Raw genomic sequence first — 24722 nt, forward strand, 5'->3', positions numbered from 1 at the left:
ACTTAACGCCTTATGAAGAACCTCTCAACCACTTTTTTTCGAACCTTGCTGGCTTTGTCGCTCGCGGCAGCCGCAGTGCTGACATCCCCAAGTCCTTTATTGGCCCAAGAAACCAAGCAGTACGACTTAGTCATCTACGGCGGCACAAGTGCTGGCGTGATTGCTGCCGTGCAAGCCAAGCAAATGGGAAAAAGCGTGGCGTTGGTCAGCCCCGATCAACATCTGGGGGGGCTCTCTAGCAGCGGCCTCGGTCTGACCGACAGCGGTCGGCAAAATGCAATCGGCGGACTCTCGCAAGAGTTTTATCACCGCGTTTATCAACACTATGCCCAAGAGGATGCTTGGAAACACCAAGCCAAGCAGCAGTTCCTGGCGCAAGCCGAAGCCCGGCGTGCCTCGAATGAAAGCAATCAGACATGGTGGATCTTTGAACCGCATGTCGCTGAGAAAGTGTTTGAATCGTTCGTCGCAGAGTACTCGCTTCCCGTTTTTCGCGGAGAATTTCTCCACCGGGAAAAGGGTGTCCAAATGGATGGACAGAAGATCAAGGCGATCACAACTCTTTCCGGCAAGACATTCGCAGGCAAGATGTTCATCGATGCAACCTACGAAGGCGACCTTCTCGCTGCGGCAGGGGTTAGTTTTACAACTGGTCGCGAAAGCAATGCGAAGTATGGTGAAATCGGCAACGGCGTTGAAGTGGCGATGAACAACAAGAATCATCGGTTCCGTGTTGCCGTCGATCCCTATGTGAAGCCGGGCGACCCTACGAGCGGTTTAGTTTGGGGCGTGCATAACAACGGCCCTGGCGAAGAGGGAACTGGCGACAATCGTATTCAAGCCTATTGCTACCGCATGTGCATGTCGCGTATTCCTGAGAACCGTGTGCCGTTTCCCAAACCGGAAGGCTACGACGATGCGATGTTCGAGTTGCTCTTCCGCAACTTCGAAGCGGGCGACCTGCGCGTGCCTCTGCATCCTGGTCCGGCCCCGAATGGCAAGACCGATACCAACAACAACGGTGCTTTCTCGACCGATAACATCGGCATGAACTACGACTATCCCGAAGCCAGCTACGAGCAGCGGGAAGCGATCTTGCAGCAGCACACTCTTTACCAGCAAGGGCTCATGTGGACCCTGGCCAATCATCCTCGCGTCCCGCAATCGGTCCGCGATGCCATGGCCAAGTGGGGGCTAGCTAAAGACGAGTTTGTGGAAAACAACCACTGGCCTTACCAAATCTATGTCCGCGAAGCCCGCCGTATGGTTTCAGATTACGTTCAAACCGAAAGCGATTGTCGCCGTCTTCGTTTGTGTGAAGATAGCGTGGGGCTTGGGTCGTATAACATGGACTCGCACAACACACAACGTTTCGTCACCGCAGAAGGAACCGTGCAAAACGAAGGGGACGTGCAAGTCGCCACCGGAGGCAGCTATGCAATTAGCTACCGCTCAATCGTTCCGAAGAAAGGGGAAGCCGAGAACCTGTTGGTGCCGGTCTGCCTTTCAAGTTCGCACATTGCTTACGGCAGCATCCGCATGGAGCCGGTGTTTATGATCTTAGGGCAAAGCGCCGCCACGGCTGCTTCGCTGGCCATCGATCAAGAGCTTGCCGTGCAGGATCTTTCCTATGCCGATTTGCAAAAGCAGCTCGTCCAGGATGGCCAGCAACTTGTCGCGAGCGGTAAGCCCCTGCCCTACCCAAATGATGAATAACGGGCGTTTGCTTAGCAATTATTGAGGTCTGCGTCAGCACCCCGACAGGGACGACCAACGCAAGCCCCGGATTCGTGTCAATGCGGCCCGTTCCCTGCTGGATTCCACGCGCAGGCATCAATAATGCTTCTTTTTCTGTTCATCTCACGAATTATCGCGGATTCCATCTTGGTTCCTGCTACGATGCAAAGCTCTATCGGGTCTCCCGATAAAATAGCTTTGCATCGCAGTAGGTTTCGTTTCCTTCGAACGAGTGAGGCTGTATCCCTTTCGGCTCAAACAGGCTGCCCATGCTCATTCGCGTCGGTTACGAGATTGCCTTCGAACTACCGCAACCGGCCCCCATGTTGCTAATGTTGTATTTGCATCCAACACGCGAATTAACAACACGACAGCCCGATCAACTCCGGACAACACCCAATCTTCCGATTTCCGAGTACTACGACATGTACGGAAACCGGTGCGGCCGAGTGGTGGCGCCGCAAGGAAGAATTGAATTCCGCAATACGGCCCTGGTAGAAGACTGCGGTTTACCTGATCTCTTGGTTTCCCAAGCAACTCAGGCGGAAGTCCAAGATCTACCCCATGAAACGCTGGTCTACCTCTTGGCTAGTCGTTATTGCGAGGTTGATAGCCAATTGAAAGATGTCGCGTGGCAGCTCTTTGGGCAGACGGCTCCGGGCTGGGCCAGAGTTCAGGCCATTTGTGATTTCGTGCATAATCACATCCAATTCGATTATCTTCAGGCCAGCGCCAATCGTACAGCGCTCGATGTCTACCAAGAGAAAGTCGGTGTCTGTCGCGACTATACCCACTTGGCCATCACGTTCTGTCGCAATTGCAACATTCCGGCAAGATATTGCACCGGTTATCTGGGCGATATTGAAGTGCCACCAACCACAGCCCCGATGGACTTCAGTGCCTGGTTCGAGGTCTATCTTGGCGGGCAATGGTATACGTTTGATGCTCGCAATAACACGCCACGCGTTGGGCGAGTCCTTATGGCGCGTGGACGTGACGCAGCTGACGTGGCGTTAACCACCACCTTTGGTGTAAGCGAACTCAAGAAATTCGTCGTCTCGACAGACAAAGTCGATTAGCTGCCCGTCAAAATTGAATTGACTTTCCCTATTCGCTATCCAGCAAAGAGGATGCGGAATCCCTTCCGTCGTCGCAGGTGGCGTTCTGATTGCACAGCCCCTTCTCGCAATCAAGCGGAGCACTCCCAAGTTGCCATAGTGACCCTTGCTTCTACGGATCACCTCGGGTAAGATTCATTAATGAGAATTGCTCTCAATTAGCAGGAAACGTATATGCTCCCCGATATTCCTCTCAGCATGGTCCGCCCCGGCACAAAGGTTCGAATTTCGCAGATCATTGGCGGTTGCGATGATGTAAAGCGAATGGCCGAACTCGGTTTGCGCGATGGCACCGAGATCGAGATGCTGCAAAGTGGGAGTCCCTGCATTCTTCGGGTGGGGCAGTCGAAGCTTTGTTTTCGGCCGTCGGACATCCTCAATATTCTGGTCAACACGGATAAGGTGGGATGTTGAAGTTGTCAGAGTTGGTAGTCGGCGAGCAAGGCGTGATTGCCTCGATCGATTGTTCGAGTGTTGCCGCTACCCGGTTGATGGAAATGGGCATGACCCCTGGATGCCAGGTGAAACTGGTCGGCACAGCTCCTTTTGGTGACCCCCTAGAGATCGAGATTCGCGGTTATCGTCTCAGTTTGCGCCGTAGCGAAGCCGATCTGGTCAAGCTGGAAAGTTAATGCCTGCTACTCTGTTTGCGATGTCGATTATCGCTATCGAATGCATCACCCGCTGATTCCTTAATCCGTATTCCCCAGTAAATCCTGCCGCATGTCCGTCGACGCCCCTGCCCGCACTTTAAATGTTGCCCTGGTCGGAAATCCGAACACCGGCAAATCGACTCTCTTCCATGCGTTGTCTGGGGTGCGTCAAAAAACCGGCAACTATCCTGGCGTGACTGTCGAGAAGAAGCACGGTAGTTTCACTTACCAGGGACAAAAGGTCACCTTAATCGACCTGCCTGGTACCTACAGTTTGGCTCCGCGTTCGCCAGATGAGATGGTAACCGTCGACGTGCTACTGGGCCGACAAGCGAACGAAGCCAAGCCTAACGCTGTGCTGGTGATTGTCGATGCGAGCAACCTGGAACGCAACCTTTACATTGTCAGTCAGGTGAAAGAGCTTGGCTTGCCGATGATTGTTGCGCTTAACATGGTCGACATCGCTCAAGAGAAGGGCATCTCTATCGACGGGGCGAAGTTACAAGAGCGTCTCGAGATTCCGGTCGTGCCAACCCAAGCGAATCGCCGCGGAGGGATGGACCGTTTACGCGAAACGATCGTCTCACTTTCTGGGCAGGAATCGATTGAACCGCAGAGCCCGTTTCCGGAAGAGTTTCGGGAGAAGGTCGCCCAACTGAACGCCAAGCTACAAGCACAAACGCCAGACGCTCCCCGTTACCTGGCCGAGCGTTTGCTGCTCGATACCAGCGGCTACCTCGAAACAGAACTACTGCACGGTGGCCATGAATTGCACAATTGGATTGTGGAAACCCGCAATCAATTGGCCGAGATCGGGCAACCCGTTCCCGCGATTGAAGCGATCTCGCGATACCAGTGGGTGCAACAATCGCTCGATGGCATTGTCACACGCGAAACATCGCGCAAGGTAAGCTGGTCCGACCGTTTCGATCAAATTCTAACCGATAAAATTGCTGGGACGATCTTTTTCATCTTGGTGATGTCGTTGATGTTCATGGCCGTGTTCAGTAATTACTCGGCTGGCATCTTCATGGGCTTGATTGAAGATGGTTTCGAGCTTCTCGCCAACGGAGTCAACGCCGTTCTGCCGGATGGTGCCCTTAAATCGCTGCTGACCGACGGCGTAATCGCAGGGGTCGGAGGCGTGCTCGTCTTTTTGCCACAGATCTGCATCTTGTTCTTCTTTATCGCCATCTTGGAAGACTGCGGCTACTTGGCTCGTGCGGCCTATCTGATGGACAAGCTGTTCAGCAAAGTGGGCTTAAGCGGCAAGTCGTTCATTCCACTTTTGTCGTCGTTTGCCTGTGCAATTCCCGGGATCATGGCGGCTCGCGTCATCGAAAACCGCCGCGATCGCTTGATTACCATCCTGGTTGCACCACTGATGAGTTGCAGCGCGCGGATGCCCGTTTATGTGCTATTAACCGGGGCATTTATTCCAGATGAAGCGTTACTGGGCTTTTTCCCATTGCAAGTGCTGGTGATGCTTAGCATGTATCTGCTGGGTATTTTGGCGGCGGTGGGCGTCGCGTTTATCTTGCGCAAGACGATTCTACCTGGCGAGACACCTCCGTTTGTCATGGAACTGCCCACCTACAAACTTCCTTCAATCACGGGCGTGTTTTGGGTTGTTGTCGAAAAGGGATGGGCGTTTGTGAAACGGGCCGGGACGCTAATCTTTGCCATGACCGTGATCATCTGGGCCCTTTCTTACTTTCCACGTAACGAAAGCGGCGTCGAAGCTCCGTTTGCGGATGAAATCGCTCAACTGAAACAGCAGCGTACTGGAGCTGACGAGCAGCAAGCCGAACAGATCGATAACCGCTTGGCCGAGATTCAAAACGAGATCGACGGCGAACTGCTTCGCAACAGCTTCCTCGGCATGGCCGGGCATTGGATCGAGCCGGTTGTTAAGCCACTTGGTTGGGACTGGAAAATCGGCAGCGCAGCGATTGCTTCGTTCCCAGCCCGCGAGGTAATCATCAGCACGATGGGTGTCCTCTATAACCTGGGTGGGGAGGAAGATGAAGAGTCCGAGTCGCTGAAAGATACCATCAAAAACGCCAAGTGGCACCAATCGGAAGAAAACGTTTTCAACATTCCCGTCGCGTTATCGATCATGGTTTTCTTCGCCTTGTGTGCCCAGTGTGCGGCTACCTTGGCGGTAATCAAGCGAGAAACCAACAGTTGGCGGTGGCCCATTTTTACGTTCTCGTACATGACCGTGTTGGCCTATCTCGGGGCATTGGTTACCTATCAGGTGTCGGCGTTCTTCCTGCTAAGCTAACCACTGCAGGACGTTGACTCCACGCGTCCAACCGTAACGATTCCCACCAAGGAGTTAACTCATTATGTGGCAAAACCTGCTCGTGCTAGGACTCGTTGCAGCGGCAGTTGGTTACGTGATTTGGAACATCTATCGCGGCATCACCAAGGCAGCCGGAGGCTCGTGTGGTGGCGGCTGCGGTTCGTGCGGCTCGAAGACCGCCGGTGGAGAAAACCTTATTCAATTAACCACCACCCCTTCGCCAGACGAAACACCCGCTACCGCGAAAGATCGGTCTGAGGTAAGCTCGCAAGGATGACGATTGATTTTGGATTGTCTTCACCTTGCCGCCTTGAAAGGACATCTCCATGGCCCAGCCGATTGCCTATTGGGAAGGAAAATGGAAGCCTCATAGCGAACTGACGATCCCTCTTAACGACACGGGCTTCGTTCTAGGGACCACCATCGCCGAGCAGCTCCGCACCTTCAACGGCAAAATCTTTCGTCTAGAGCAACACCTCGACAGGTTATGGCAAAGCTTGTCGATCGTTGATGTTCAATCCCCCGAATCGCGTGAATCGTTGACCGATGTGGTTCATCAGATAATTGAACACAACCACCCCCTGCTTCCCTCTGGAGCAGACTTAGGCGTGACGATTTTCGTCACACCTGGCCCGATGGAACAAGCCTACAAGCCACACAAAACAGGGCGTCTGGCCGTTCATACGCAAATGGTCGCCTTCAACACATTCGCTCACTTGTACGAAGACGGACAAGCGCTTTACGTTCCTGAGACACGCCAAGTTCCCGTAGATTGCTGGCCACGCGAACTCAAAGTGCGATCACGTGTTCACTATTATCTGGCCGACCTGGAAGCCAAAAAGCAAGACCCGGCCTCGCGGGCCGTACTGCTTGATCAAGCCGGATACGTCATGGAAGCGACCACGGCTAACATTGCGAAATACCATCCAGATACCGGCCTGGAACTCCCTCCAGCGGAATTGGTGCTGCCAGGCATTAGCATCGCCACCCTGTGCGAATTGGCAGACCAATTGGCAATACCGGTTACGCACCGGCAACTTACGCCAGAAGACTTCCGGACGGCAGATGAAATATTGTTGACGAGCACTTCTCCGTGTATTGTGCCGTGCAATCAATGGAACGGAAAACCCGTCAGCGTCGGCAAGCCAGGGCCGATTTACAAGCGGTTGATTGCGGCCTGGGAAGATATGGTCGGGCTCGATATTCGCAAGCAAGCTATCCGCTTCGCGAATCACTCCTAGCCGATCGCGTGTTAGTCGTCCCGGCGAAGATCGACATTCAACGGGATTTTCTTGTTAGCGTACCAGACTTTCCAGGCATCTTCGTTGTACTGGAAGTCGACCCCTTCATCCATCACTTCCAACAACGCGCGGCGAACACCTGGGTTTTGGATATCTCGCTCGATGACTTGAGCTTTGGGCGTTCCAAACGACATCCCACCACCGCCGGTGCCAAAACCAGCCGTCGTGCGTCCCGGTTGACCACCAGACTGTATCGTTTCTTTGTGGGTTGTCACCAAGGCGTCAATCAAAGGACGTACCGAAGCCGGACTCTTTAACCGGCCTAAGACAATCGCGGCCCGGTTGACCGTTTCGTTGTCAGAACTGGTCAGCTTTGAGATCAGGTAATTGACCGCCTGGCGATTGTCCCGGTTTTCCAGCCCAATCGTGGCTTGATCACGAATCGATTCGTCCGGATCGTTGGCCGCAATTTCCGTAAGCGTTGTCGTTGATTCTGGTGTTTTGATATTCGTGAGTGCTTCGACCAGTAATTGCTTGACGGCAGAATTCTTCTCGTCCTTCAACAAGTCGATAATCGCCACCCCTGCATACGGATCGTTGATCTTGCGAAACTCGGCTGCGGCTTCTTGGGCCCTATCGCCACCTCGCTTCAGCCAGGTTCGCCAGATGCGAACTTGTTTTCGCCACTCGATTTGCTTTTCTTCGATGGCGGATTCCTGTTCGCTCATTTTAATATCTTGCGGATATCGCCAGCCGCCGCCGTACCGAACATAACCTTGCTGGCGATTCCATTCGTCGCGGATGATCCACTTCCCTTGAAACTTCTCGTACCCCAAAGCCTTGCGGGCCTCGACGTTGTCAGGCTCGCGCTTAAGAATCTCGTTGAGGTGATAGTCTCGCTTTTCCGGCAGATTATTTTGCTCGCACCAACGAGCCATTTGAAACTGGCCTTCCACGGTGTCGGGCATGCGTGGCAAGAATGTCTCGTACTGCTTCAACTGAGCCGAGAAGGCTACCACGTCTCGTACGCTCGACCGCCCTAAGACAAGCTTGCCTTTTTCGGTCTGCACTTCATACGTGACTCGCGGCGATTGGTCGGGATTAAGCAGCGTTCCCTCTAGCGTTCCGCCACTGGCCAAATGAAAGACTTCTGCCTGGGCGATTGCACAACTTCCCCCTAAGATCGCCAACGATGCGATCGCTGCTGTACAAAACGAAAGATAGCGGTGAATACGCGTCACAGATTAGGTCGGTGGGAAAATAGTCTCGAACAAAACCTATCCCTAATTATAGGAACCCTTTACCTACGATTCCAAAGAATGGCTGAAGAATTTCAGAAATGCAGATTCTTCGGGTAATAAGGGGGGGGATAAGGTTAAATAGTGGCCCCGTCGGCCTGAAATGCGAGAATAATCTCTTGCGGCACTTTGGCTGGAATACGTTTATCTAGGTTCAGAAAGGCCCAATTGGTTTCGGCGATCGCCAATACCTTCTGATCGCTCAAGCGGTGGACTTCGTACTTACGCACACACGAGGCCCGCCGGAAAGACTCGACCCAGGTTACGATCTCAAGCGAATCTTTCTCAAACGCAGGCCAACGGTATTCGATCTGGTGAGAGCGAACCACCCACCCGCAACGTAGCTGATCGTACTGCTCTTGGCCCCATCCTTTTTCTAACGAATGCGCAACGGCAGCGTCTTGCATCCACTTTAAATAGACCAGATTATTGACATGCCCTTGCACGTCAATGTTGTCGGAAACGACCTCAATTTTGTGATGGTAGACGTTCGTCAGCATACCCATTCTTCTAGCTAAGCCCCTGCCGTAATCCGACGCGGGGTATGAAAGTCGCGGACATCAACCACATGCATACCGGCAGCTTGGCCTGCTTCGATTCCTAATTGTGCATCTTCATACACACAACATTTCTCAGCCGGGACGCCCAACCGCCGCGCCGCCTCTAGAAAAACATCTGGGAACGGCTTATGCCGTACGGTGTCTTCGGAAGAAACGAAGGCCGTAAAATAGTGGTGGATGTCCAGCTGATTCAAAATCCTTTCCATCACCCAGTGCATCGCCCCGGTAGCGACCGCCATGGGGACGTTGTCGTAATTCTCTCGCACTACGTCGAGAACCGGCTGAATCGGTTCGACCTCTGAAAGATACGAAATGAAAGTCTCTTCCTTTTCGATCGCACAGGCTCCTGGGTCCAGCGAAACACCTTGCTCGTCGGCCAATATCGAGAATATTCGCGAAGTCGGCACCCCTCCGAGTGAGTAAAACCGCTCTTCCGAGAATTTTAGCCCGTGCTTCTGAGTGATCTCACGCCACGCTAAGTAATGGGCGGGCATCGTATCGGCCAAGGTGCCATCAAGATCGAAAATAAGCCCCTCAAATTGCATGTCGTATCTCACTTGGTTTTATGCTTCCTCTGTTTTCAGTTGCCACCATTGTAAATGGATCGCCTTGGCAATGAAGGGCATTTCAGTTGACGTTGGATTGCCTGGAGGACGATAATGGGGCTTCCTACCGGCTACTGCCACGATCCTCACCATAGAGCTTTTCTAAGGGTATCTTCTGAATGCGTCTTCTGATTTTCCTTTCTTGCTGCTTTGTCTTTCTTTTAGGGAACACTTTGCAGGCCGAAAGCAATTGGCCTGAGTTTCGTGGAGCAGACGGAGCCGGCACCGATATGGCCGCTCAGGTTCCCACCGACTTGGCAGATCCCAGCAATATCGCCTGGCAAACTAAGCCACATGGACGAGGTTGGTCATCGCCGGTGATTTGGGGCAACCAGTTGTGGATTACCACCGCAACGGAAGATGGTAAGCAGCAATTTGCCCTCTGCTACGATCGCAATACCGGCGAGAAGATCCACGATATCTTAGTCTTTGAAAATGCCGAGCCCGACTTTTGCCATCCTACCAATACGTATGCGTCGTGTACGCCGGCCATTGAAGAGGGACGCATCTACGTCCATTTTGGCAAGTATGGCACAGCCTGCCTCGACACGAAAACTGGTGACAAGCTATGGGAGCGGCGGGAGTTCCCATGCGATCATTTCCGGGGGCCAGCTTCTTCCCCGATCATCGACGACGAGAACGTGTATGTCGCATTCGATGGCTTTGACTTGCAATACGTCGTGGCGTTGAACAAGCAGACCGGCGAAACGACCTGGCAGAAAGATCGCAATATCGATTACGGCACCGACAATGGCGATCGCTACAAAGCCTATTCGACGGGCTTGATCTTCACCCATGAAGGACGTCGCCAGTTAGTGATTCCCAGTGCCACGGCGACAATCGCCTACGATCCACCCACCGGCAAAGAACTATGGCGAGTACGTCACGGCGGCATGAACGCCGCGATCCGCCCGGTATATCGCCATGGCTTGGTTTACATTTTGGCTGGCGAAGGACAAACCAAACTTGTGGCGGTCGATCCCTCGGGAAGTGGCGATGTCACCCAAACGCATATTGTTTGGAACAGCGGCAAAGCGATTCCCCAACGCCCCGGCCCCGTGTTTGTCAACGATTGGCTGTTCATGATCGACGACTCTGGCGTGGCAACTTGCTTGAACGCCAAAACGGGCAAGGTGATCTGGAATAAACGAATCGGTGGCAACTATCGCGCGTCTTTGGTTTGCGCTGGTGGATTCATTTACGCGTTTACCGATAACGGTCACGCTACCGTCTTCAAAGCCGCCGACAAATACGAAGAGGTCAGCCAAGCGGACTTTCCCTCAGGCTTTCAAGCCTCTGGCGCTGTTGTCGATGACTCACTTTACCTTCGTAGCGTCGCAGGACTTTATTGCTTCCGCAATCGAAAATAAGTGCTAAGACCACCTGTCAGCGTAAACAGAATGGCCCCGCAAAGTAAATACTTCGCGGGGCCATTTTCATTTTTCAATTTAACGTTAGTCGTTATCGACCAGCGCCAATGGCACCACCGATGCCGGCACCAATCTGGGCACCTTGTTGCCCGCCAATCGCTCCTCCGATCGCGGCACCAGCATTGGCACCACGAATGGTGTCTGGGTCAGCGAAGCGGCGATCGTACGTTCGTGCTCCGTTAGGACCAAGATAGTACCGACCGTTGTTGTCGAAGTAATAGCGTTGCCCCTGGTTGTAGTAAAACCGCATTCCATCGTTATCGCGGTAGTACATCCCATCGGAATATGGCGAACCACGATAACCGGTGGTCGTACGCGGCTGATAGTTGTCGTACCACGATCCACCATGACCATACCCAGGGCCGTGATATCGGTTCCAGTTACCGTTGCGGTAAACCATCCAGTAGTTGGAAGGCGTCCAATACCACCACGTTCCATTCTGGTTTTTGAAACGCCAGCGGGCATTGTGGTCTTTCTGATTACGGTGATCACCAGCATGATCTCGGCCACGATTCCGGGCGTTCGCATCCGCGTCTGCGTCCATCTTCGCGTTTGTATCGACCATAGGCTGAGCTTCCACGTTTGCGTTAACCTCTGGCTTCGCCTTCACATCGGCATCGAGGTTTGATTTCGCATTCACGTCCGCATCTACTTTGGGAGTGTCGACATCCACTTTGGCTTTAGTATCGACCTTCGGCTGTACGTCTGCAGCCCCTTCGATCGATTCGGTCAAATCTTTGGGAGACGCCGGAGTTTGGGGGACATCCACTGTTGGTGTGGCAGGCGTTTCAGGTGGTGCGACTTCACCCGATACTTTTGCCCCAGCATCGACTGCCTGCTGTGTCCCTTGGGTGGTAGCATCCGCAGCAGCTTTGACATTGGCTCCGAGGTCAGCACCCAGATCCTGAGCATAAGCAGTATTGGTTAATGCCATCCCAGTTGCGGCGATCAGCCCCAAAATCCAATGGCGGGTAGAAAACTTCATTGTGGTTTTCCTTGTCGTTCGAGAGGGGGGAAATTTCTTAGTCCTGGGAAAGTTGCCTAACGAGACAAACTCCCACTGGCCGGCAACAAAAGATTTCCGTTACGGCCTTTCACGATGTTGTGTTGCCCAAACAACATGGCAAGCGAAGTGCCAATCGCCGTTCATTCCCCTTGCCCCAAAAAGCCGACTCAGCGAGCCCGCAAACTTATCTTTTGAAATACAAAGCACTTAGCAATAATTTATTTCCCAAAAACTTCCCCAGAAAAATATCCTCAAGGAGAAATTCCACATCGTTAACCTACAAACCATGGTCGCTCGGCAATCAATGCGTAGGACGATCATTTTTCAAGACGATCATCGAGTGCGCAGCAAAAAGGCCGTCCCTCAAAAGAGACGGCCCCCTGCAGAATAAGACTAAACAGCACAGACGAACTAGTCCGCCAGCTTCCTTATTTTGATGTCCTTCCAGGCCACGTCATAAGGACCCTCATTCTTGCCGATGCCGTGAACCTGAAGACCGATAAAACCCTTTGGGTACTTCTCGTAAATCTCTTCGTGCGTCAAGTCCGCGAGCGGCTCGCCATTGATCCAGGTTTGAATCCGTGGCCCTTTCGCTACCACTCGGTAATGATTCCACTCGCCACTTTTGAAATGCTTGTGAGGAATCCGCTCTTTCTCAGGCGTCAACCAGCCGAGACCAGTTGCTTCGCCATAGATATAGCCTGCTTCCGCTTCGCCTGCTTCGATTTCAACTTGAGGTCCGTTGACTCGCCCATCGTTCGTGTTGTCTGTCGTTTGCGAACGAATCTGAACGCCGGAGTTCAGCTTGTCGTGTACCTTCACGTCAAACTCAAGTTCGAAGTCGCCATATTCCTTATCCGTACAAAGGAACGAGTTCGGGCTGCCGGTTTTAGTCGTACCAACAATCGTTCCATCTTTCACTTCGTAGGTGGCGGTTCCGTTTTTCTGAGTCCAACCGGAAAGATCTTTGCCGTTAAAGAGTTCGACCCAGGGTTCATCTGCTTGAGCCAGCGTGGTGAACCCGAGCAAAAGCAAACCGGCTAACAAATACTTCTTGTGCATGGAAAGAGAACTCCTAATTTGAGTTGGGGAATGGGGCTTCGGACGGGACATGCATTATCCTTTGCCACTTCTGCAACTTCAACCAAGCGATTCCCGATCGCTTTTAGAACATCCGCAATTGAGCCCTGCCGTTTTGATCCGGCACGCGAAAACTGGTGGTATCGAGCGTGATCTTATGCCGTGAAAGGCCATGTTTTTCTCGAAAAACGGCGAACGATTTCGCAATCGCTTCTGCGATGATACCTTGTCCACGCATTCGACTTCCCCACGTTGAATCATAAAGCTGCCCGCCCCGGCAAGCTTCCACGCGTGAACGGACCCGGTCGGCATGTTCCGGTAAATGCTCGTTGAGCCAAGAGATAAAGATATCCTTCACGGCATGCGGCAACCGCAAAAGCGTGTACGCCGCCCCAATTGCACCTCGCTCGGCTACCGCTTTGAGAATCGCAGGCACTTCCGCATCGTTCAGCCCTGGAATAACCGGAGCCACCATCACATTAACCGGAATCCCAGCTGCGGTCAGCTTTTCAATGACATTCAAACGGGCGGCCGGGCTCGACGTACGTGGCTCCATGGTGCGTGCCAGTTTTTGATCGAGTGACGTCACACTGATATTGGCACAAACAAGTTTTCGCCGAGCCATTTCGCCCAGCAAATCGAGGTCGCGCAAGATGAGCGCATTCTTCGTGATGACTCCCAAAGGTTGCCTGGCCTCTAGAGCCACTTCCAAACAACCACGCGTGACCTCGAATTGCCGTTCGGCGGGTTGATAACAATCGGTCACGCCTGACATGGCGATCACTTCGCACTGCCAAGTTCGCTTCTTGAGAAACTCACGAAACAGTCGCGGTGCCTCGCGTTTGACCATGATCTTGGTCTCGAAATCGAGTCCGCTACTAAGTCCCAGAAACTCGTGATACGGTCGGGCGTAGCAGTAACTACAGCCATGAGCACAACCACGATAAGGATTTAAACTGTAGGTGAAAGAAATATCGGGACTGTCGTTTTTGGTAATGAGCGACTGCGTGACATCCGCAAAGTACTCTGTCGGAACTTTGAGAGAAGCGAACTCTTCAGCATCGGTCTGGTCCAAATGCTCCCAGTCTTGAGCCACACTCAAGAGTTCAAATCGATTGGTCGGGTTGTCGCTCGTTCCCCGACCGATTGCTTTTCGAGTAGGCTCCACGTGACCTCGCCGTCCAATGAGAACCGATGTCCGCGCAGGCAAACCAAACCGCAAGTCAGCCCTCGTTCAAGGAGCGGGTGCCTTCACGTTTTGTTTATTGGCGCAGAGATTAGGATGAATTCAATACGCCAAGAAGTATACACCAGTACACTATCACATCAAGAGTAAATTACCCAGCGAAAGGGGTCGTTTCCGCACCAGAGATCCCCGGTTGGCACAGAAATAGACCGCCTGCATTGGGAAATTGCTTTAATTGTTCGTCGCTCAGGCCTTTGCGCGGTGTGGCGATATAAAGCTGATCGAGTTTATCTCCCCCGAAGCAGCAAGAAGTGACGTTCGGACAGGGCATCTCGATCTTGCCGATCAGTTCACCGGTTTGAGGATTCCAGCGACAAACAGAGGCTCCGCCCCACATTCCGGTCCACAACATACCTTCACAATCGATTGTCATCCCATCAGGCTTGCCAATTCCCATCGACTCGGGAATATCGACAACCGTGCGACGATTGGTGATATCGCCCGTTTCAATGTCGTAATCAAACGCGTCAACTTTCCGCGTGGCGGTATCGATGTAATAGAAAATCTTGTGATCTGGCGACCAGCATAGCCCGTTGCTATTAACCACTCCGGGAACGACCGTCACATAATTGAACTGGCTATCGAAACGATAACAGTTGGCATCTCCCGGAGTACGCGTGTCGGAAATTGTCCCGGCGAACAACCGCCCGCGTGGGTCACACTTGGCATCGTTAAAGCGGTTGGTCGCTGAATTCGTATCTGGGTTAGCCACTAAAGTGACTTCCCCCGTTCGAGGATCGAGTCGGACAATACCGTCACGTGTACCGGCGACGATATCCCCCTTGGTCGTGGCGATGGCAAAGCTGCATTCTTTTTCAACGGTCCACGATTCATTTTGGCCAGTCGCTGGATCAAATCGGTTAACGAAGCTGTTTTCGATATCAACCCATAGCAGCTTGTTGGTAGCAGAATCCCACGAAGGACCTTCGCCGAGCGTGGCTTGAATATCGAAAATGCACTGGGCCTGATAGGTTTGCATTGCTTCTCGTCCGTCGATCAAGGGGTGTTGTGAGAGCTTACGACTGCTCCCTAAACTATGGAATTAGCTTGAAGTCCTCGCTTACGCCGATCGTATGGCGCTTGACGACGATCTGCAAGGACAACCCACATCTCGGAAACTGGTGTAATGACCAACAGCTCCTATTCTGAAGAACTTCGTATTGCAATCGACGCCGTCGTCGAGGCCAGCAAGATTTGTCGCCACATTCAGTCGACCGAAGGGTTTTCAGAGCTGTCCAAAAACGACAAAAGCCCCGTTACGGTCGCTGATTTCGGCAGCCAAGCCGTCGTCTGCAAGGCGATTCACGAGGCCTTCCCAGGCGATCCGATCATTGCCGAAGAAGACTCGGCTGCCCTGCGATTGCCAGATCAAATCTCCCTCCTCGAACGGGTTGCCAAAGAAGTTAAGACTCTTTTTCCCACGGCAACCTCGGACGACGTCCTTGCGTGGATCGACCAAGGTGTTTCTCGCGATGCAGCGCCGCGCACCTGGACACTTGACCCAATCGATGGCACGAAAGGATTTCTACGCAAGGAACAATACGCGGTCGCGTTGGCGTTGTTGGTCGATGGCCAAGTCGAAGTCGCTGCCTTAGCTTGCCCCAATCTAGACACTTCCGAAAGCGATGAGATTGGCTTCGTTTTCTCGGCTGTTCGAGGGGAAGGAGCTTTCGTTGCCCCGCTATCCGATCCGAATGATCGCCAGCCTATTTCCACCTCGGGCTGCACGGTCGCCAGCCAGGCCCGATTCTGCGAATCAGTCGAATCAGGGCACAGCGATCACAGCTGGTCTTCTGATATCGCCCATGAACTTGGCATCTCGCGCGATTCCGTACGCTTAGACAGCCAAGCCAAGTATGCCGTGGTCGGCCGTGGAGAAGCGGAGATCTATCTTCGCTTGCCCACCAAGCCTGGTTATGTCGAAAAAATTTGGGATCACGCTGCCGGTTGCCTGGTCATTGAAGAAGCAGGCGGCAAAGTCACCGACATTCACGGTTACCCACTCGATTTCTCGAAAGGCGCTTTGCTGGCCGATAACCAAGGAGTTATCGCCACCAACGGAGTCCTGCACGAGGAAGTAGTCGCCGCCGTGAAGAAATGCAACGGCTAAGCTGACCGCTAGATTAAGCGAACCGATTTAGGTTCCGCCGCCAGTTCGACGCAGATCGTCTCGGCAACGATCTGCACACGGTAAGTCTTGAGATTAAAGCGCTCGACATCGGCATCTAAGTAACGTCCGTCGCTCAGCCGAAACCTCCAAAGGTGAACCGGACACGCAACCACACCGTCACAAACGTCACCTTTGGCCAGATTCGCCCCTGAATGGGGGCACATGGCATCAATGGCAAAAACGCCAGCACTGGACTGAAAGAGCCCGATCCACTCGTCATCTACAATTACCAGCCGACCACCTTGCTCAGGCAAGTCGGCTACGGTGGCGAGCTGATAGAACTGAGGCACTTTTACCGATTCACTTAGGCGGAAACAAGCGATTTCAGACGCTCGTGAGCCTCCAGCAAGAGCTCCTCGGTTTCGCCCCAGCCGATACACGCATCGGTGATCGAGATACCATACTCGAGTTGCGTGGGGTCATCCCCCAGCTTTTGATTGCCTGGCAACAAATTGCTTTCCAGCATCAGCCCTGCGATCGCGCGGCAACCTTCCATCCGTTGATCGAGCACATCACGCCACACGGCGCCCTGACGCGTGTGATCCTTCAACGAGTTGCCATGACTGCAATCAACCAACAAACGTGGCTGCTGATTACGTTTTTCCAACTGAGTAATCGCATCGGCGATCGATTCCCGAGAATAATTTGGGCCTGAACGCCCCCCACGCAGAATCAAGTGCCCCCAAGGGTTTCCCTTGGAATGCACAACGCAAGTAGCTCCCTCGCCGTCAATTCCCAGGAAACTGTGTGGTGCATTCGAGGACATCATCGCATCGAGCGCGATTTGCAGATCGCCGTCGGTTCCATTCTTGAAACCAATCGGCATCGACAACCCACTGGCCATTTGACGATGTGTTGGCGATTCGGTGGTACGCGCCCCGATAGATGCCAGCGAAATCAAGTCCGCAATGTACTGCGGCGTGACCGGTTCCAAGGCTTCGGTTGCTGCAGGAAGTCCACTCTCGGCCAAATGCTTTAGTAGCTTCCGGGCGATACGGTACCCTTCCGCGATGTCAAACGTATCGTCTAGGTGAGGATCGTTGATTAGCCCCTTCCAACCGACTGTGGTGCGAGGCTTCTCGAAATAGACCCGCATGACGACAAAAATCGTTTCCGAAATTTGATCAGCCAGCTTTTTCAAGCGTTCGGCATATTCCAATGCCATGTCGATGTTGTGGATCGAACAAGGCCCTACCACCGCAATCAACCGCTCCTCTTCGCCAGCTAAAATCTTTTGCACATGCTGGCGGCTCTCGAAGACAAAATCTTGGGCAACTTCCGAGATCGGGAATTCTCTCTTGATTTCACTGGGGGGAGCCAGCTTTTCGATGCGATGGACGTTGAGGTTATCGGTCTGGTGCATGATCCTGCCTACAAGGGCCGCCTTCGAGTCGAGGGTAAACCTCTATCATGTCACGAGCCCTCGAATTCTCCTAGGCGGTTAAAGGTTAAGATAGGCAAAATCACGCAGGCAAGCATTAAATTCCCTCGCTACAACTGGAATTTTCACGAGGATGGGCCATCTGAGGACTTCGCTTCCTGTTTCAAATCGTCTAAGAGATGCTCGGACCTGCGTTCCCAAATACCACGCGAATTGTCTTCCAACTGGGCGTAGACACCAATCTCAGTCAACTGATGGCTCTTCGGATCAAAGGGAATTCCGTTCTTACGCTCGAACGAACCGAGATCGACGGTCATCTCTTCCCCCCCAGGAAGCGGTTTACCAGAATAGTAACTGAACCAGTCGTTCAAAGTGATGCCGATATTGGTGATTGGAGCGTCGGAATCGTTCTTCAGCACCAGCGTTGGGCGGCTATCGACTTCCGCGAAACGAAGCGAGACCTGCAAAGGGCGATCGGAGGCCTGAGGCAAGGAAAACCAGAGCAGAAAGATCATTCCAATCGGAATAATAATCACCGACAACAGAAAACAGGTCAGCCCAAACGTCGAGAGCCGTAGGGCGTTGGGATCTTGAGCTATTTCGTTCATAAAGTAATCTGTCCTCAGGCAGGAAGGCCCGCTCGTTTCGTTATTTTTCGCTACTACCCTGCTTGCCGGCTACCCACGACATGCCGCAAACCAACCATTTTGATAACAGCCCCTATCTCCTGGAAGGGCGCAAGGCGCGATTGACCATCAATACGGCTTGGCTGATCAAGCTTCGTTGGGTGGCTGCGTTCGGGCAATGGATCACCATCGCATTTGTGATGTTCCTGCTCGGAATCGAAGTACGTTGGCAACCGCTGGCTCTGATTATTTTCGTAACTGCCAGCAGCAACTTGGTTTTCACCTATTTATTCGAGCAGCTACGAGCGCGAGACCTTAAAAGCCTGACCGCCTGGGAAACCCTTCTATTCGCCGTGATGCTGCTTGATTTAGGCTTCCTCACGTCGATGCTTTATTTTACTGGCGGAATCTCAAATCCATTTTCTGTGTTCTACCTGGTCAACGTCGCCCTGGCCGCGATCGTGCTTACCCCACGCAATACGGGCATCCTGGCGTTAATTACGGTCGGCTGTATCGGACTGCTCCTCTTGGCCAGCTACCCCCTGCCCTTTTTGGGGAAATGGCAGATCGAAAACCTAACCCAAAGTGGTATCCCCGTACATGTTCTCTTGGGTGGCTCCTCTATGGCCCTAGCGACCTGTGCGATGGTCGTGGTTTATTTCACGACGCGTCTGAATGTCGAACTGCAACGCAAAGAGGCCAACCTCCGCCGCACAGAAATGCAGCAAGCCCGCAGCGAGAAATTAGAAGCTTTAGGAACCTTGGCCGCTGGGGCAGCTCACGAGCTTTCTACCCCGCTGGCCACCATCGCTGTCGTTGCCAAAGAAGTTCAGCGCGAGCTGGAAACCGGTGATATTCCCGTTGAAATCAAGGAAGACATCGACCTGATCCGCAGCGAACTCGATCGCTGCCGGACCATCCTCGACCAGATGTCAACCGATGCCGGCCAAGCGACCGGAGAACCAATTGTCGTTATTTCTGCCGAAGAGCTTATCAACGAAGTTGTCGATCGAATCGAGTTCCAACAGAGCAAGAGAGTACGAGTATCCTCTCCCTTACCCTCCTTGGAGGTAAAAGCCCCACTTCATCTTCTTGCCCAAGCAATTCGCGGGCTCGTTAAAAACGCCCTCGATGCCACTCCAGTGGGAGATTCTATTGATTTGCGTCTTAACGCGAGCGAAGAAAACTTGCTACTCACAATCCAAGACCACGGCACCGGCATGCCGCCGCATATCCTTGCCCGAATCGGCGAACCGTTCTTCACCACCAAGGAACCAGGTTCCGGAACGGGTCTAGGGGTTTTTCTCGCCAAGAATGTCGTCGAAAAGCTGGAGGGCAACGTTCACATCGATTCGATTGCCGACCAAGGCACGACCGTCACCATTTCCATTCCTCGTATCCGCGCCCCCAGAAATGGAAATTCACCGCCAAATTCGGGTCGTATCGCATAGGCAATTCAGGGCAATTTTTCTATAGTGACAATCCTAGCTCTTCTTCAGAGTTGGAGAGATTACCCAGCTTTTTCCGCCAGGAATCGTCGGAACCATGTCGCGACCTACGATCCTTCTCGTCGACGATGACGACATTTTACGAAATCGCCTAACCCGTGCGTTCACCTCACGTGGCTTCGATGTCTACTCGGCGAAGACCAAAGAAGACGCCATTACTCAGGCCGAAGAAGCTCAGCCAGAAAGAGCCGTCCTCGATTTAAAAATGCCGGAAACCTCGGGCATTGAAGTCCTAAAAGAGCTCCTCCGGGTCTCACCACTTACCCAAACCGTAATCCTTACTGGCTATGGCAGCATTACCAACGCAGTAGAAGCGGTTCGCCTAGGTGCGATAAACTACCTGACCAAGCCAGCCGACGCGGATGAAATCTTAGCTGCCTTCCAAAATAAGGAGGCAGCTGCCCCCAGTACAGACGCTCAAAACTACAATCCACAATCCCTTGCAGAAGCGGAATGGGAGCATATCCACCGTGTGCTAAACGATTGCGGTGGCAACCTTTCCGAAGCAGCCAGGCTGCTGGACATTCCCCGCAGAACCCTACAGCGCAAACTAAAGAAACTCGCTCCGTGAACTAGCACACAGACCTCACCCCCCATCCTTGTGCGACCTATTGTCACGTCGTGTGTTTTCATTGCTTTTTTTACGATTTACCCGTCAACAGCGGTGCACAGGAAATGCAAATTAGCATACCTTATCGCTCTGAACATCGCCTTTAACGACCACGTGCTCCGCTTAACAACTTTTGGTAATTTTTTTACCATCTAAAGCTGCTAGCAGAGCCCTTTTCCGTCGCCAAGTCTTGTGATCAAAGCGACCTACGCCTGAGAAAGTCATGGACCGGTTTCTATTTCCCCGCTGGGTTAATAAGTTCGTTCCGCTGCTGATCGGCGTGCTCCTAATAGGAGGCGCGTACGGTGGGACAGTGCTCTTTGTAGCCAGTTCCCCCGAGATCCTGAACCGCGGCTATCAACCAAAGCAACCTGTGCCGTTCAGCCACAAGCTGCACGCAGGTCGCTTGAAAATGGACTGCCGCTATTGCCACAACACCGTTGAAAAAGCGGCGCACGCAGCCGTTCCACCAACGGCAACTTGCGGTAACTGCCATAGCGGTAAAGACGCCTCTGGGGTGACACCTTACGCGTCGGTCTTACCAGAGAGTGTTGCCTTAGAACCCATTCGCGAAAGCCTCGCTTCCGGCGATTCCATTGACTGGCAACGCGTTCACAATCTGCCAGACTTTGTTTACTTCAATCACAGTGCTCACGTCACACGTGGTGTTTCCTGCGTGGAATGCCATGGCCGTGTCGATCGTATGGACGTTGTAACCGTGGTCGAGCCTATCTCGATGACTTGGTGCCTAGAGTGCCATCGTAATCCTGATGCCAAGATTCGACCGGTCGAAGAGGTCACCAACCTCGCCTGGGATGCTGGCGAAGAGGCTGCCCTAATCGGTAAAAAACTCCGCGAAGAGCTGAACATTAATCCTTCCACCAACTGCTCGACTTGCCATCGATGACACAACAGAATCAAAAACCGAAATATTGGCGTAGCCTGGAACAGCTCAACAACTCGCCCGAGTTCGAGCAGTTCCTCAAACGCGAATTTCCGGAAGCAGCCGAAGAAGCGCCGACCGGTGTCTCTCGTCGTCGCTGGATGCAGTTGATGGGAGCCTCGCTGGCCCTCACCACCGGTGCCGCTGGCTGTCGCTATCCGGAAGAGCAAGTCATTGGCTTTCGCTATCCGGAAGAGAAGATCGCACCTTTTTCGCGTCGCCCAGAAGGCCGTATCCCTGGGGCTACCGAAAAATTCGCGACTACTTTGGTAGCGGCCGGCAAGGTCTGCCCTGTCGTCGCCACCAGCTACGATGGCCGCCCCATCAAGATCGATGGCAATCAACTTCACCCGTTGGTTTCCGGGGCCGATACGTACGCTCAGGCCATGATCCTGCAACTGTACGATCCCGATCGCAGCCAAACCCCCGTCAAATACGACGAAAAAGAGATTAAGACGTGGGAGAACTTCACGGACTGGTGGAATGAACAAGCCAAGTCGCTAGAAGGTGCTGGCTCGTCCAAGTTCGCAATTCTGCATCAAGAGAACGCTTCTCCCAGCGTCCTTGAGCAAATGAACCAACTAGCCAAGCGTTTCCCGCAAGCCAAGTGGTATCAGTACGACTCGCTTGCCAATGGTGAAACGTTGGCTACGGAAGTCGCCTTTGGTAAAGCTCTGCGTCCTCAGCTACGCATCGAAAAGGCCGATATCCTTGTCGACCTGGGCGCCGACCTGCTTGGCACTCATATTACCCACGGTTACAACAGCTTGGAATTTGGCAAGCGACGCACGCCAGAAACCGGCAAGATGAACCGCTTGTACGTGATCGAAAGCCGCTTCTCGGTTACCGGGATCGCTGCTGATCACCGCCTGGCTGTTGCTGCAACGCAGATGAACAGCTTCGTCGCTGATCTAGAACAGGCTATTGATGCCGCCCTAGAAAACGGCGAAACCAAAGAAGCTCCGGAAGGCAAAGTCGAGAAGCTGTTGGCCGCTCTGGTTAACGACCTCATTAGCCATAAAGGAAAGAGCATGCTCGTCGGTGGTACCTACCTCGACGATGACACGCTCGTCCGCATCTGGCGAATCAACAATAAGCTCGAAAATTTGGGTAAGACGATCGAGTTTATCGACGTGCCCAAACTAAGCCGTGACAATGTTGGCACCATCGAGCAACTTACCGCTGATCTTTCTGCTGGCAACGTAGGTACTTTGCTCGTGCTGGGCGGAAACCCCATTTACGATGCCCCAGCAGATCTTGATTTCGCTTTGGCCTTGGATACCTCGAAAGCCAAGACGATTTATTTTGGCGACTACCAGAACGAGACTTCCAAGCGGTGCACTTGGCACTTGCCGGAATCGCATGGTTTAGAACAGTGGGGGGATGCGATCGCTTACGATGGCAGTTACTGTCTCACCCAACCGTTGATTGAACCGATCTTTAATTCAAAAGACGCGATTCAGTTTATCAGCCTTCTGGCAGGCTCTCCGGTAACCGATACGCAGGAAGCGATTCGCCACACGATTTCTGGTTCCTATGCCAGCAACACCTCGGAAGCTGCTTGGACAAAAGCCCTTCACGATGGTTTCATCGCCAACTCGGCAAGCTCCCCGGTAGAGGCCACCTTCGCCGAAAGTTTAAACCTCGGTGAAGTCGATTTCACCGCATGGCGAGCTGGTTTAGGCGACAAGCTGGAATTGATGTTCCATGCCGGGTCAGCTCCCTACGATGGTCGCTATGCCAACAACGGCTGGCTGCAAGAGTTGCCGGAACCGTTGACCAAGGTGACTTGGGACAACGTGGTCACCGTCAGCCGCAAGACGGCAGAGGACAACAACTTAAAACAAGGCGAACTGCTGGCGATTACCGCTAACGGGAAAACGATTGAACTGCCGGTTTATATCCAGCTCAATCAATCGCATGGCACCCTCGCAGTTGGCCTCGGCTACGGTCGTACCCAAGCAGGTATGGTCGGCGGTAAAGTCGAAGACGGCATTCCAACCGTTGGTGTCGACGTGGGGCCGCTTCGCACCCAAGAGTCGATGTACCTGACCAATGCGGTCACCATCCAGGGGACCGGCAAGATGTTCCCTCTGGCGACCACGCAAGATCACTTCTCGATCGACACGCTCGGTATGGAAGAGATTGGTCGTCGCGTTGGTCAATTGGTCCGCGAGGGGACGCTGGAAGAATACGAAGAGCATCCCAACTTCGCTGAGCATGTCGTCCACCACCCACCACTCGAATCGCTGTGGGAGACCCCTTCTTACGATGGTCACGCTTGGGGTATGTCGATCGACCTCTCGAAGTGTACCGGCTGCAACGCGTGTACGATTGCTTGCCAGTCGGAAAACAATATCCCCATCGTGGGCAAAGAAGCTGTCTCCGTTGGCCGCGAAATGCACTGGATTCGCGTCGATCGCTACTTCAGCTTCGCCCCTGGTGTCGATCCGGAAACGACTCCTGAAGAAGACGTTCATTCGGTAACCCAACCGGTTACCTGCATGCAGTGCGAAACCGCACCGTGCGAAAGCGTCTGCCCGGTTGCCGCCACCGTTCATAGCAACGAAGGGCTCAACGACATGGTTTACAACCGCTGTATCGGAACTCGATACTGCGGGAACAACTGCCCTTACAAAGTTCGCCGCTTCAACTATCTCGATTGGCGTGCCAGCGATTACCGCTTTGAAACAGCCAATCGCGAACTTGCGAAGTTGATCTTCAATCCGGAAGTCACGGTTCGCAATCGTGGTGTGATGGAGAAATGCACCTACTGTGTGCAGCGTATCCAAAACACCAAGATCGAAGCCCGGGCCGAGCGTCGCCCGATCGGTGCCAATGAGATTCAAACCGCATGCCAGGAAGCTTGTTCTTCCCAGGCCATTGAATTTGGTGACTTGAACAACCAAGAAAGTAAAGTCGCCAAGGCACACGCCAATCCTCGTGCTTATGCCATGTTGGTCGAGCTCAACACGAAGCCTCGCACCCGCTACTTGGCAAAAATTCGTAATCCTCATCCCTGGCTGGCCCCTGAAATTGAACATGGGCATGGTCATGGTGATGAGGAACATGGCCACGAGCATGGCGAAGACGAACACGCTCATCCGACGAGCGAGCACACTGACGGCGAGAAGGCCGCAGAGCACCCAATGGAAAAGGCGGAAGAGAAGCAATAAGCTTCTTTTCCCAACCACCGCCCCTA

Annotated in this window: 23 protein-coding genes; 13 read left to right on the top strand and 10 right to left on the bottom strand. The window is 53.2% G+C overall.

Annotated features, from left to right (window positions below):
• Nucleotides 1-12: 12 nt before the first annotated feature.
• The 7 genes from DTL42_RS06490 (at nucleotide 13) to DTL42_RS06520 (ending at nucleotide 7057) form a co-directional block, all read left to right on the top strand.
• Nucleotides 13-1716: an FAD-dependent oxidoreductase gene (locus DTL42_RS06490; RefSeq protein ID WP_114367831.1), complete on the top strand. Its 1704-nt coding sequence runs from the start codon at nucleotides 13-15 to the stop codon at nucleotides 1714-1716.
• A gap of 290 nt (nucleotides 1717-2006) precedes the next feature.
• A complete protein-coding gene (locus DTL42_RS06495; RefSeq protein ID WP_114367832.1) occupies nucleotides 2007-2816 on the top strand; it encodes a transglutaminase-like domain-containing protein in 810 nt (269 codons plus the stop codon).
• Between the two features lie 213 nt (nucleotides 2817-3029).
• Nucleotides 3030-3269 carry a FeoA family protein gene (locus DTL42_RS06500; protein WP_114367833.1) on the top strand — a complete coding sequence of 80 codons (240 nt, stop codon included), beginning with the start codon at nucleotides 3030-3032 and terminating at the stop codon, nucleotides 3267-3269.
• Nucleotides 3263-3487, top strand: a complete 225-nt coding sequence (locus DTL42_RS06505; protein ID WP_114367834.1) for a FeoA family protein — start codon at nucleotides 3263-3265, stop codon at nucleotides 3485-3487. The genes DTL42_RS06500 and DTL42_RS06505 overlap by 7 nt, the downstream gene beginning before the upstream one ends.
• 91 nt (nucleotides 3488-3578) lie before the next feature.
• Nucleotides 3579-5795, top strand: coding sequence for a ferrous iron transport protein B (gene feoB / locus DTL42_RS06510; protein WP_114367835.1), 2217 nt, complete (start codon nucleotides 3579-3581; stop codon nucleotides 5793-5795).
• Nucleotides 5796-5859: 64 nt separating this feature from the next.
• Nucleotides 5860-6093 carry a FeoB-associated Cys-rich membrane protein gene (locus DTL42_RS06515; RefSeq protein WP_114367836.1) on the top strand — a complete coding sequence of 78 codons (234 nt, stop codon included), beginning with the start codon at nucleotides 5860-5862 and terminating at the stop codon, nucleotides 6091-6093.
• 49 nt (nucleotides 6094-6142) lie between these two features.
• Nucleotides 6143-7057 (top strand): aminotransferase class IV, encoded by a 915-nt coding sequence (locus tag DTL42_RS06520; protein ID WP_114367837.1) that lies wholly within the window; start codon nucleotides 6143-6145, stop codon nucleotides 7055-7057.
• Between the two features lie 11 nt (nucleotides 7058-7068).
• Here the strand turns inward: DTL42_RS06520 and DTL42_RS06525 are convergent, their stop codons facing one another.
• The 3 genes from DTL42_RS06525 to DTL42_RS06535 all read right to left on the bottom strand — a co-directional run bounded on the left by DTL42_RS06525 (nucleotide 7069) and on the right by DTL42_RS06535 (nucleotide 9472).
• Nucleotides 7069-8298, bottom strand: coding sequence for a HEAT repeat domain-containing protein (locus DTL42_RS06525; protein ID WP_114367838.1), 1230 nt, complete (start codon nucleotides 8296-8298; stop codon nucleotides 7069-7071).
• Between the two features lie 134 nt (nucleotides 8299-8432).
• On the bottom strand, nucleotides 8433-8855 hold the full coding sequence (locus DTL42_RS06530) for an acyl-CoA thioesterase (protein ID WP_158545257.1): 423 nt from the start codon (nucleotides 8853-8855) through the stop codon (nucleotides 8433-8435).
• A gap of 14 nt (nucleotides 8856-8869) precedes the next feature.
• The gene (locus tag DTL42_RS06535; protein ID WP_234824089.1) at nucleotides 8870-9472 is read right to left on the bottom strand and encodes an HAD-IA family hydrolase; all 603 of its coding nucleotides are present in this window, start codon (nucleotides 9470-9472) and stop codon (nucleotides 8870-8872) included.
• A 167-nt stretch (nucleotides 9473-9639) separates the two neighbouring features.
• Here DTL42_RS06535 and DTL42_RS06540 point away from each other — a divergent pair, with 167 nt between their 5' ends.
• Entirely contained in the window at nucleotides 9640-10890 is a 1251-nt protein-coding gene (locus DTL42_RS06540; protein WP_114367841.1) for a PQQ-like beta-propeller repeat protein, read from the top strand.
• 91 nt (nucleotides 10891-10981) lie between these two features.
• Here DTL42_RS06540 and DTL42_RS06545 read toward each other — a convergent pair whose 3' ends face one another.
• From DTL42_RS06545 to DTL42_RS06560, 4 genes are all read right to left on the bottom strand, one after another.
• Nucleotides 10982-11935, bottom strand: coding sequence for a hypothetical protein (locus DTL42_RS06545; protein ID WP_114367842.1), 954 nt, complete (start codon nucleotides 11933-11935; stop codon nucleotides 10982-10984).
• Between the two features lie 432 nt (nucleotides 11936-12367).
• A complete protein-coding gene (locus tag DTL42_RS06550; protein ID WP_114367843.1) occupies nucleotides 12368-13018 on the bottom strand; it encodes a 3-keto-disaccharide hydrolase in 651 nt (216 codons plus the stop codon).
• A gap of 103 nt (nucleotides 13019-13121) precedes the next feature.
• A complete protein-coding gene (locus DTL42_RS06555) occupies nucleotides 13122-14204 on the bottom strand; it encodes a PA0069 family radical SAM protein (protein WP_234824090.1) in 1083 nt (360 codons plus the stop codon).
• A gap of 169 nt (nucleotides 14205-14373) precedes the next feature.
• Nucleotides 14374-15261: an SMP-30/gluconolactonase/LRE family protein gene (locus tag DTL42_RS06560; RefSeq protein WP_114367844.1), complete on the bottom strand. Its 888-nt coding sequence runs from the start codon at nucleotides 15259-15261 to the stop codon at nucleotides 14374-14376.
• Nucleotides 15262-15408: 147 nt separating this feature from the next.
• On the opposite strand from DTL42_RS06560, the gene DTL42_RS06565 reads away from it, so the two are divergent.
• The gene (locus DTL42_RS06565) at nucleotides 15409-16392 is read left to right on the top strand and encodes a 3'(2'),5'-bisphosphate nucleotidase (RefSeq protein ID WP_114367845.1); all 984 of its coding nucleotides are present in this window, start codon (nucleotides 15409-15411) and stop codon (nucleotides 16390-16392) included.
• An 8-nt stretch (nucleotides 16393-16400) separates the two neighbouring features.
• Here DTL42_RS06565 and DTL42_RS06570 read toward each other — a convergent pair whose 3' ends face one another.
• From DTL42_RS06570 to DTL42_RS06580, 3 genes are all read right to left on the bottom strand, one after another.
• Nucleotides 16401-16742: a Rieske (2Fe-2S) protein gene (locus DTL42_RS06570; protein ID WP_114367846.1), complete on the bottom strand. Its 342-nt coding sequence runs from the start codon at nucleotides 16740-16742 to the stop codon at nucleotides 16401-16403.
• 14 nt (nucleotides 16743-16756) lie between these two features.
• On the bottom strand, nucleotides 16757-17815 hold the full coding sequence (locus DTL42_RS06575; protein ID WP_276527736.1) for a 3-deoxy-7-phosphoheptulonate synthase: 1059 nt from the start codon (nucleotides 17813-17815) through the stop codon (nucleotides 16757-16759).
• 143 nt (nucleotides 17816-17958) lie between these two features.
• Nucleotides 17959-18441: a hypothetical protein gene (locus DTL42_RS06580; protein WP_114367848.1), complete on the bottom strand. Its 483-nt coding sequence runs from the start codon at nucleotides 18439-18441 to the stop codon at nucleotides 17959-17961.
• Nucleotides 18442-18521: 80 nt separating this feature from the next.
• Between DTL42_RS06580 and DTL42_RS06585 the strand changes: the two genes are divergently transcribed.
• The 4 genes from DTL42_RS06585 to DTL42_RS06600 all read left to right on the top strand — a co-directional run bounded on the left by DTL42_RS06585 (nucleotide 18522) and on the right by DTL42_RS06600 (nucleotide 24696).
• Nucleotides 18522-19910 carry an ATP-binding protein gene (locus tag DTL42_RS06585; RefSeq protein ID WP_114367849.1) on the top strand — a complete coding sequence of 463 codons (1389 nt, stop codon included), beginning with the start codon at nucleotides 18522-18524 and terminating at the stop codon, nucleotides 19908-19910.
• Nucleotides 19911-20004: 94 nt separating this feature from the next.
• Complete coding sequence (locus DTL42_RS06590) at nucleotides 20005-20538, top strand: response regulator transcription factor (protein ID WP_114367850.1); 534 nt, start codon at nucleotides 20005-20007, stop codon at nucleotides 20536-20538.
• A gap of 262 nt (nucleotides 20539-20800) precedes the next feature.
• Entirely contained in the window at nucleotides 20801-21484 is a 684-nt protein-coding gene (locus DTL42_RS06595; RefSeq protein WP_114367851.1) for a cytochrome c3 family protein, read from the top strand.
• Nucleotides 21481-24696 (top strand): TAT-variant-translocated molybdopterin oxidoreductase, encoded by a 3216-nt coding sequence (locus DTL42_RS06600; RefSeq protein WP_114367852.1) that lies wholly within the window; start codon nucleotides 21481-21483, stop codon nucleotides 24694-24696. The genes DTL42_RS06595 and DTL42_RS06600 overlap by 4 nt, the downstream gene beginning before the upstream one ends.
• The last annotated feature ends 26 nt before the right edge of the window (nucleotides 24697-24722 follow it).

It is taken from the genome of Bremerella cremea (assembly GCF_003335505.1).
GTDB classification, from domain to species: domain Bacteria; phylum Planctomycetota; class Planctomycetia; order Pirellulales; family Pirellulaceae; genus Bremerella; species Bremerella cremea_A.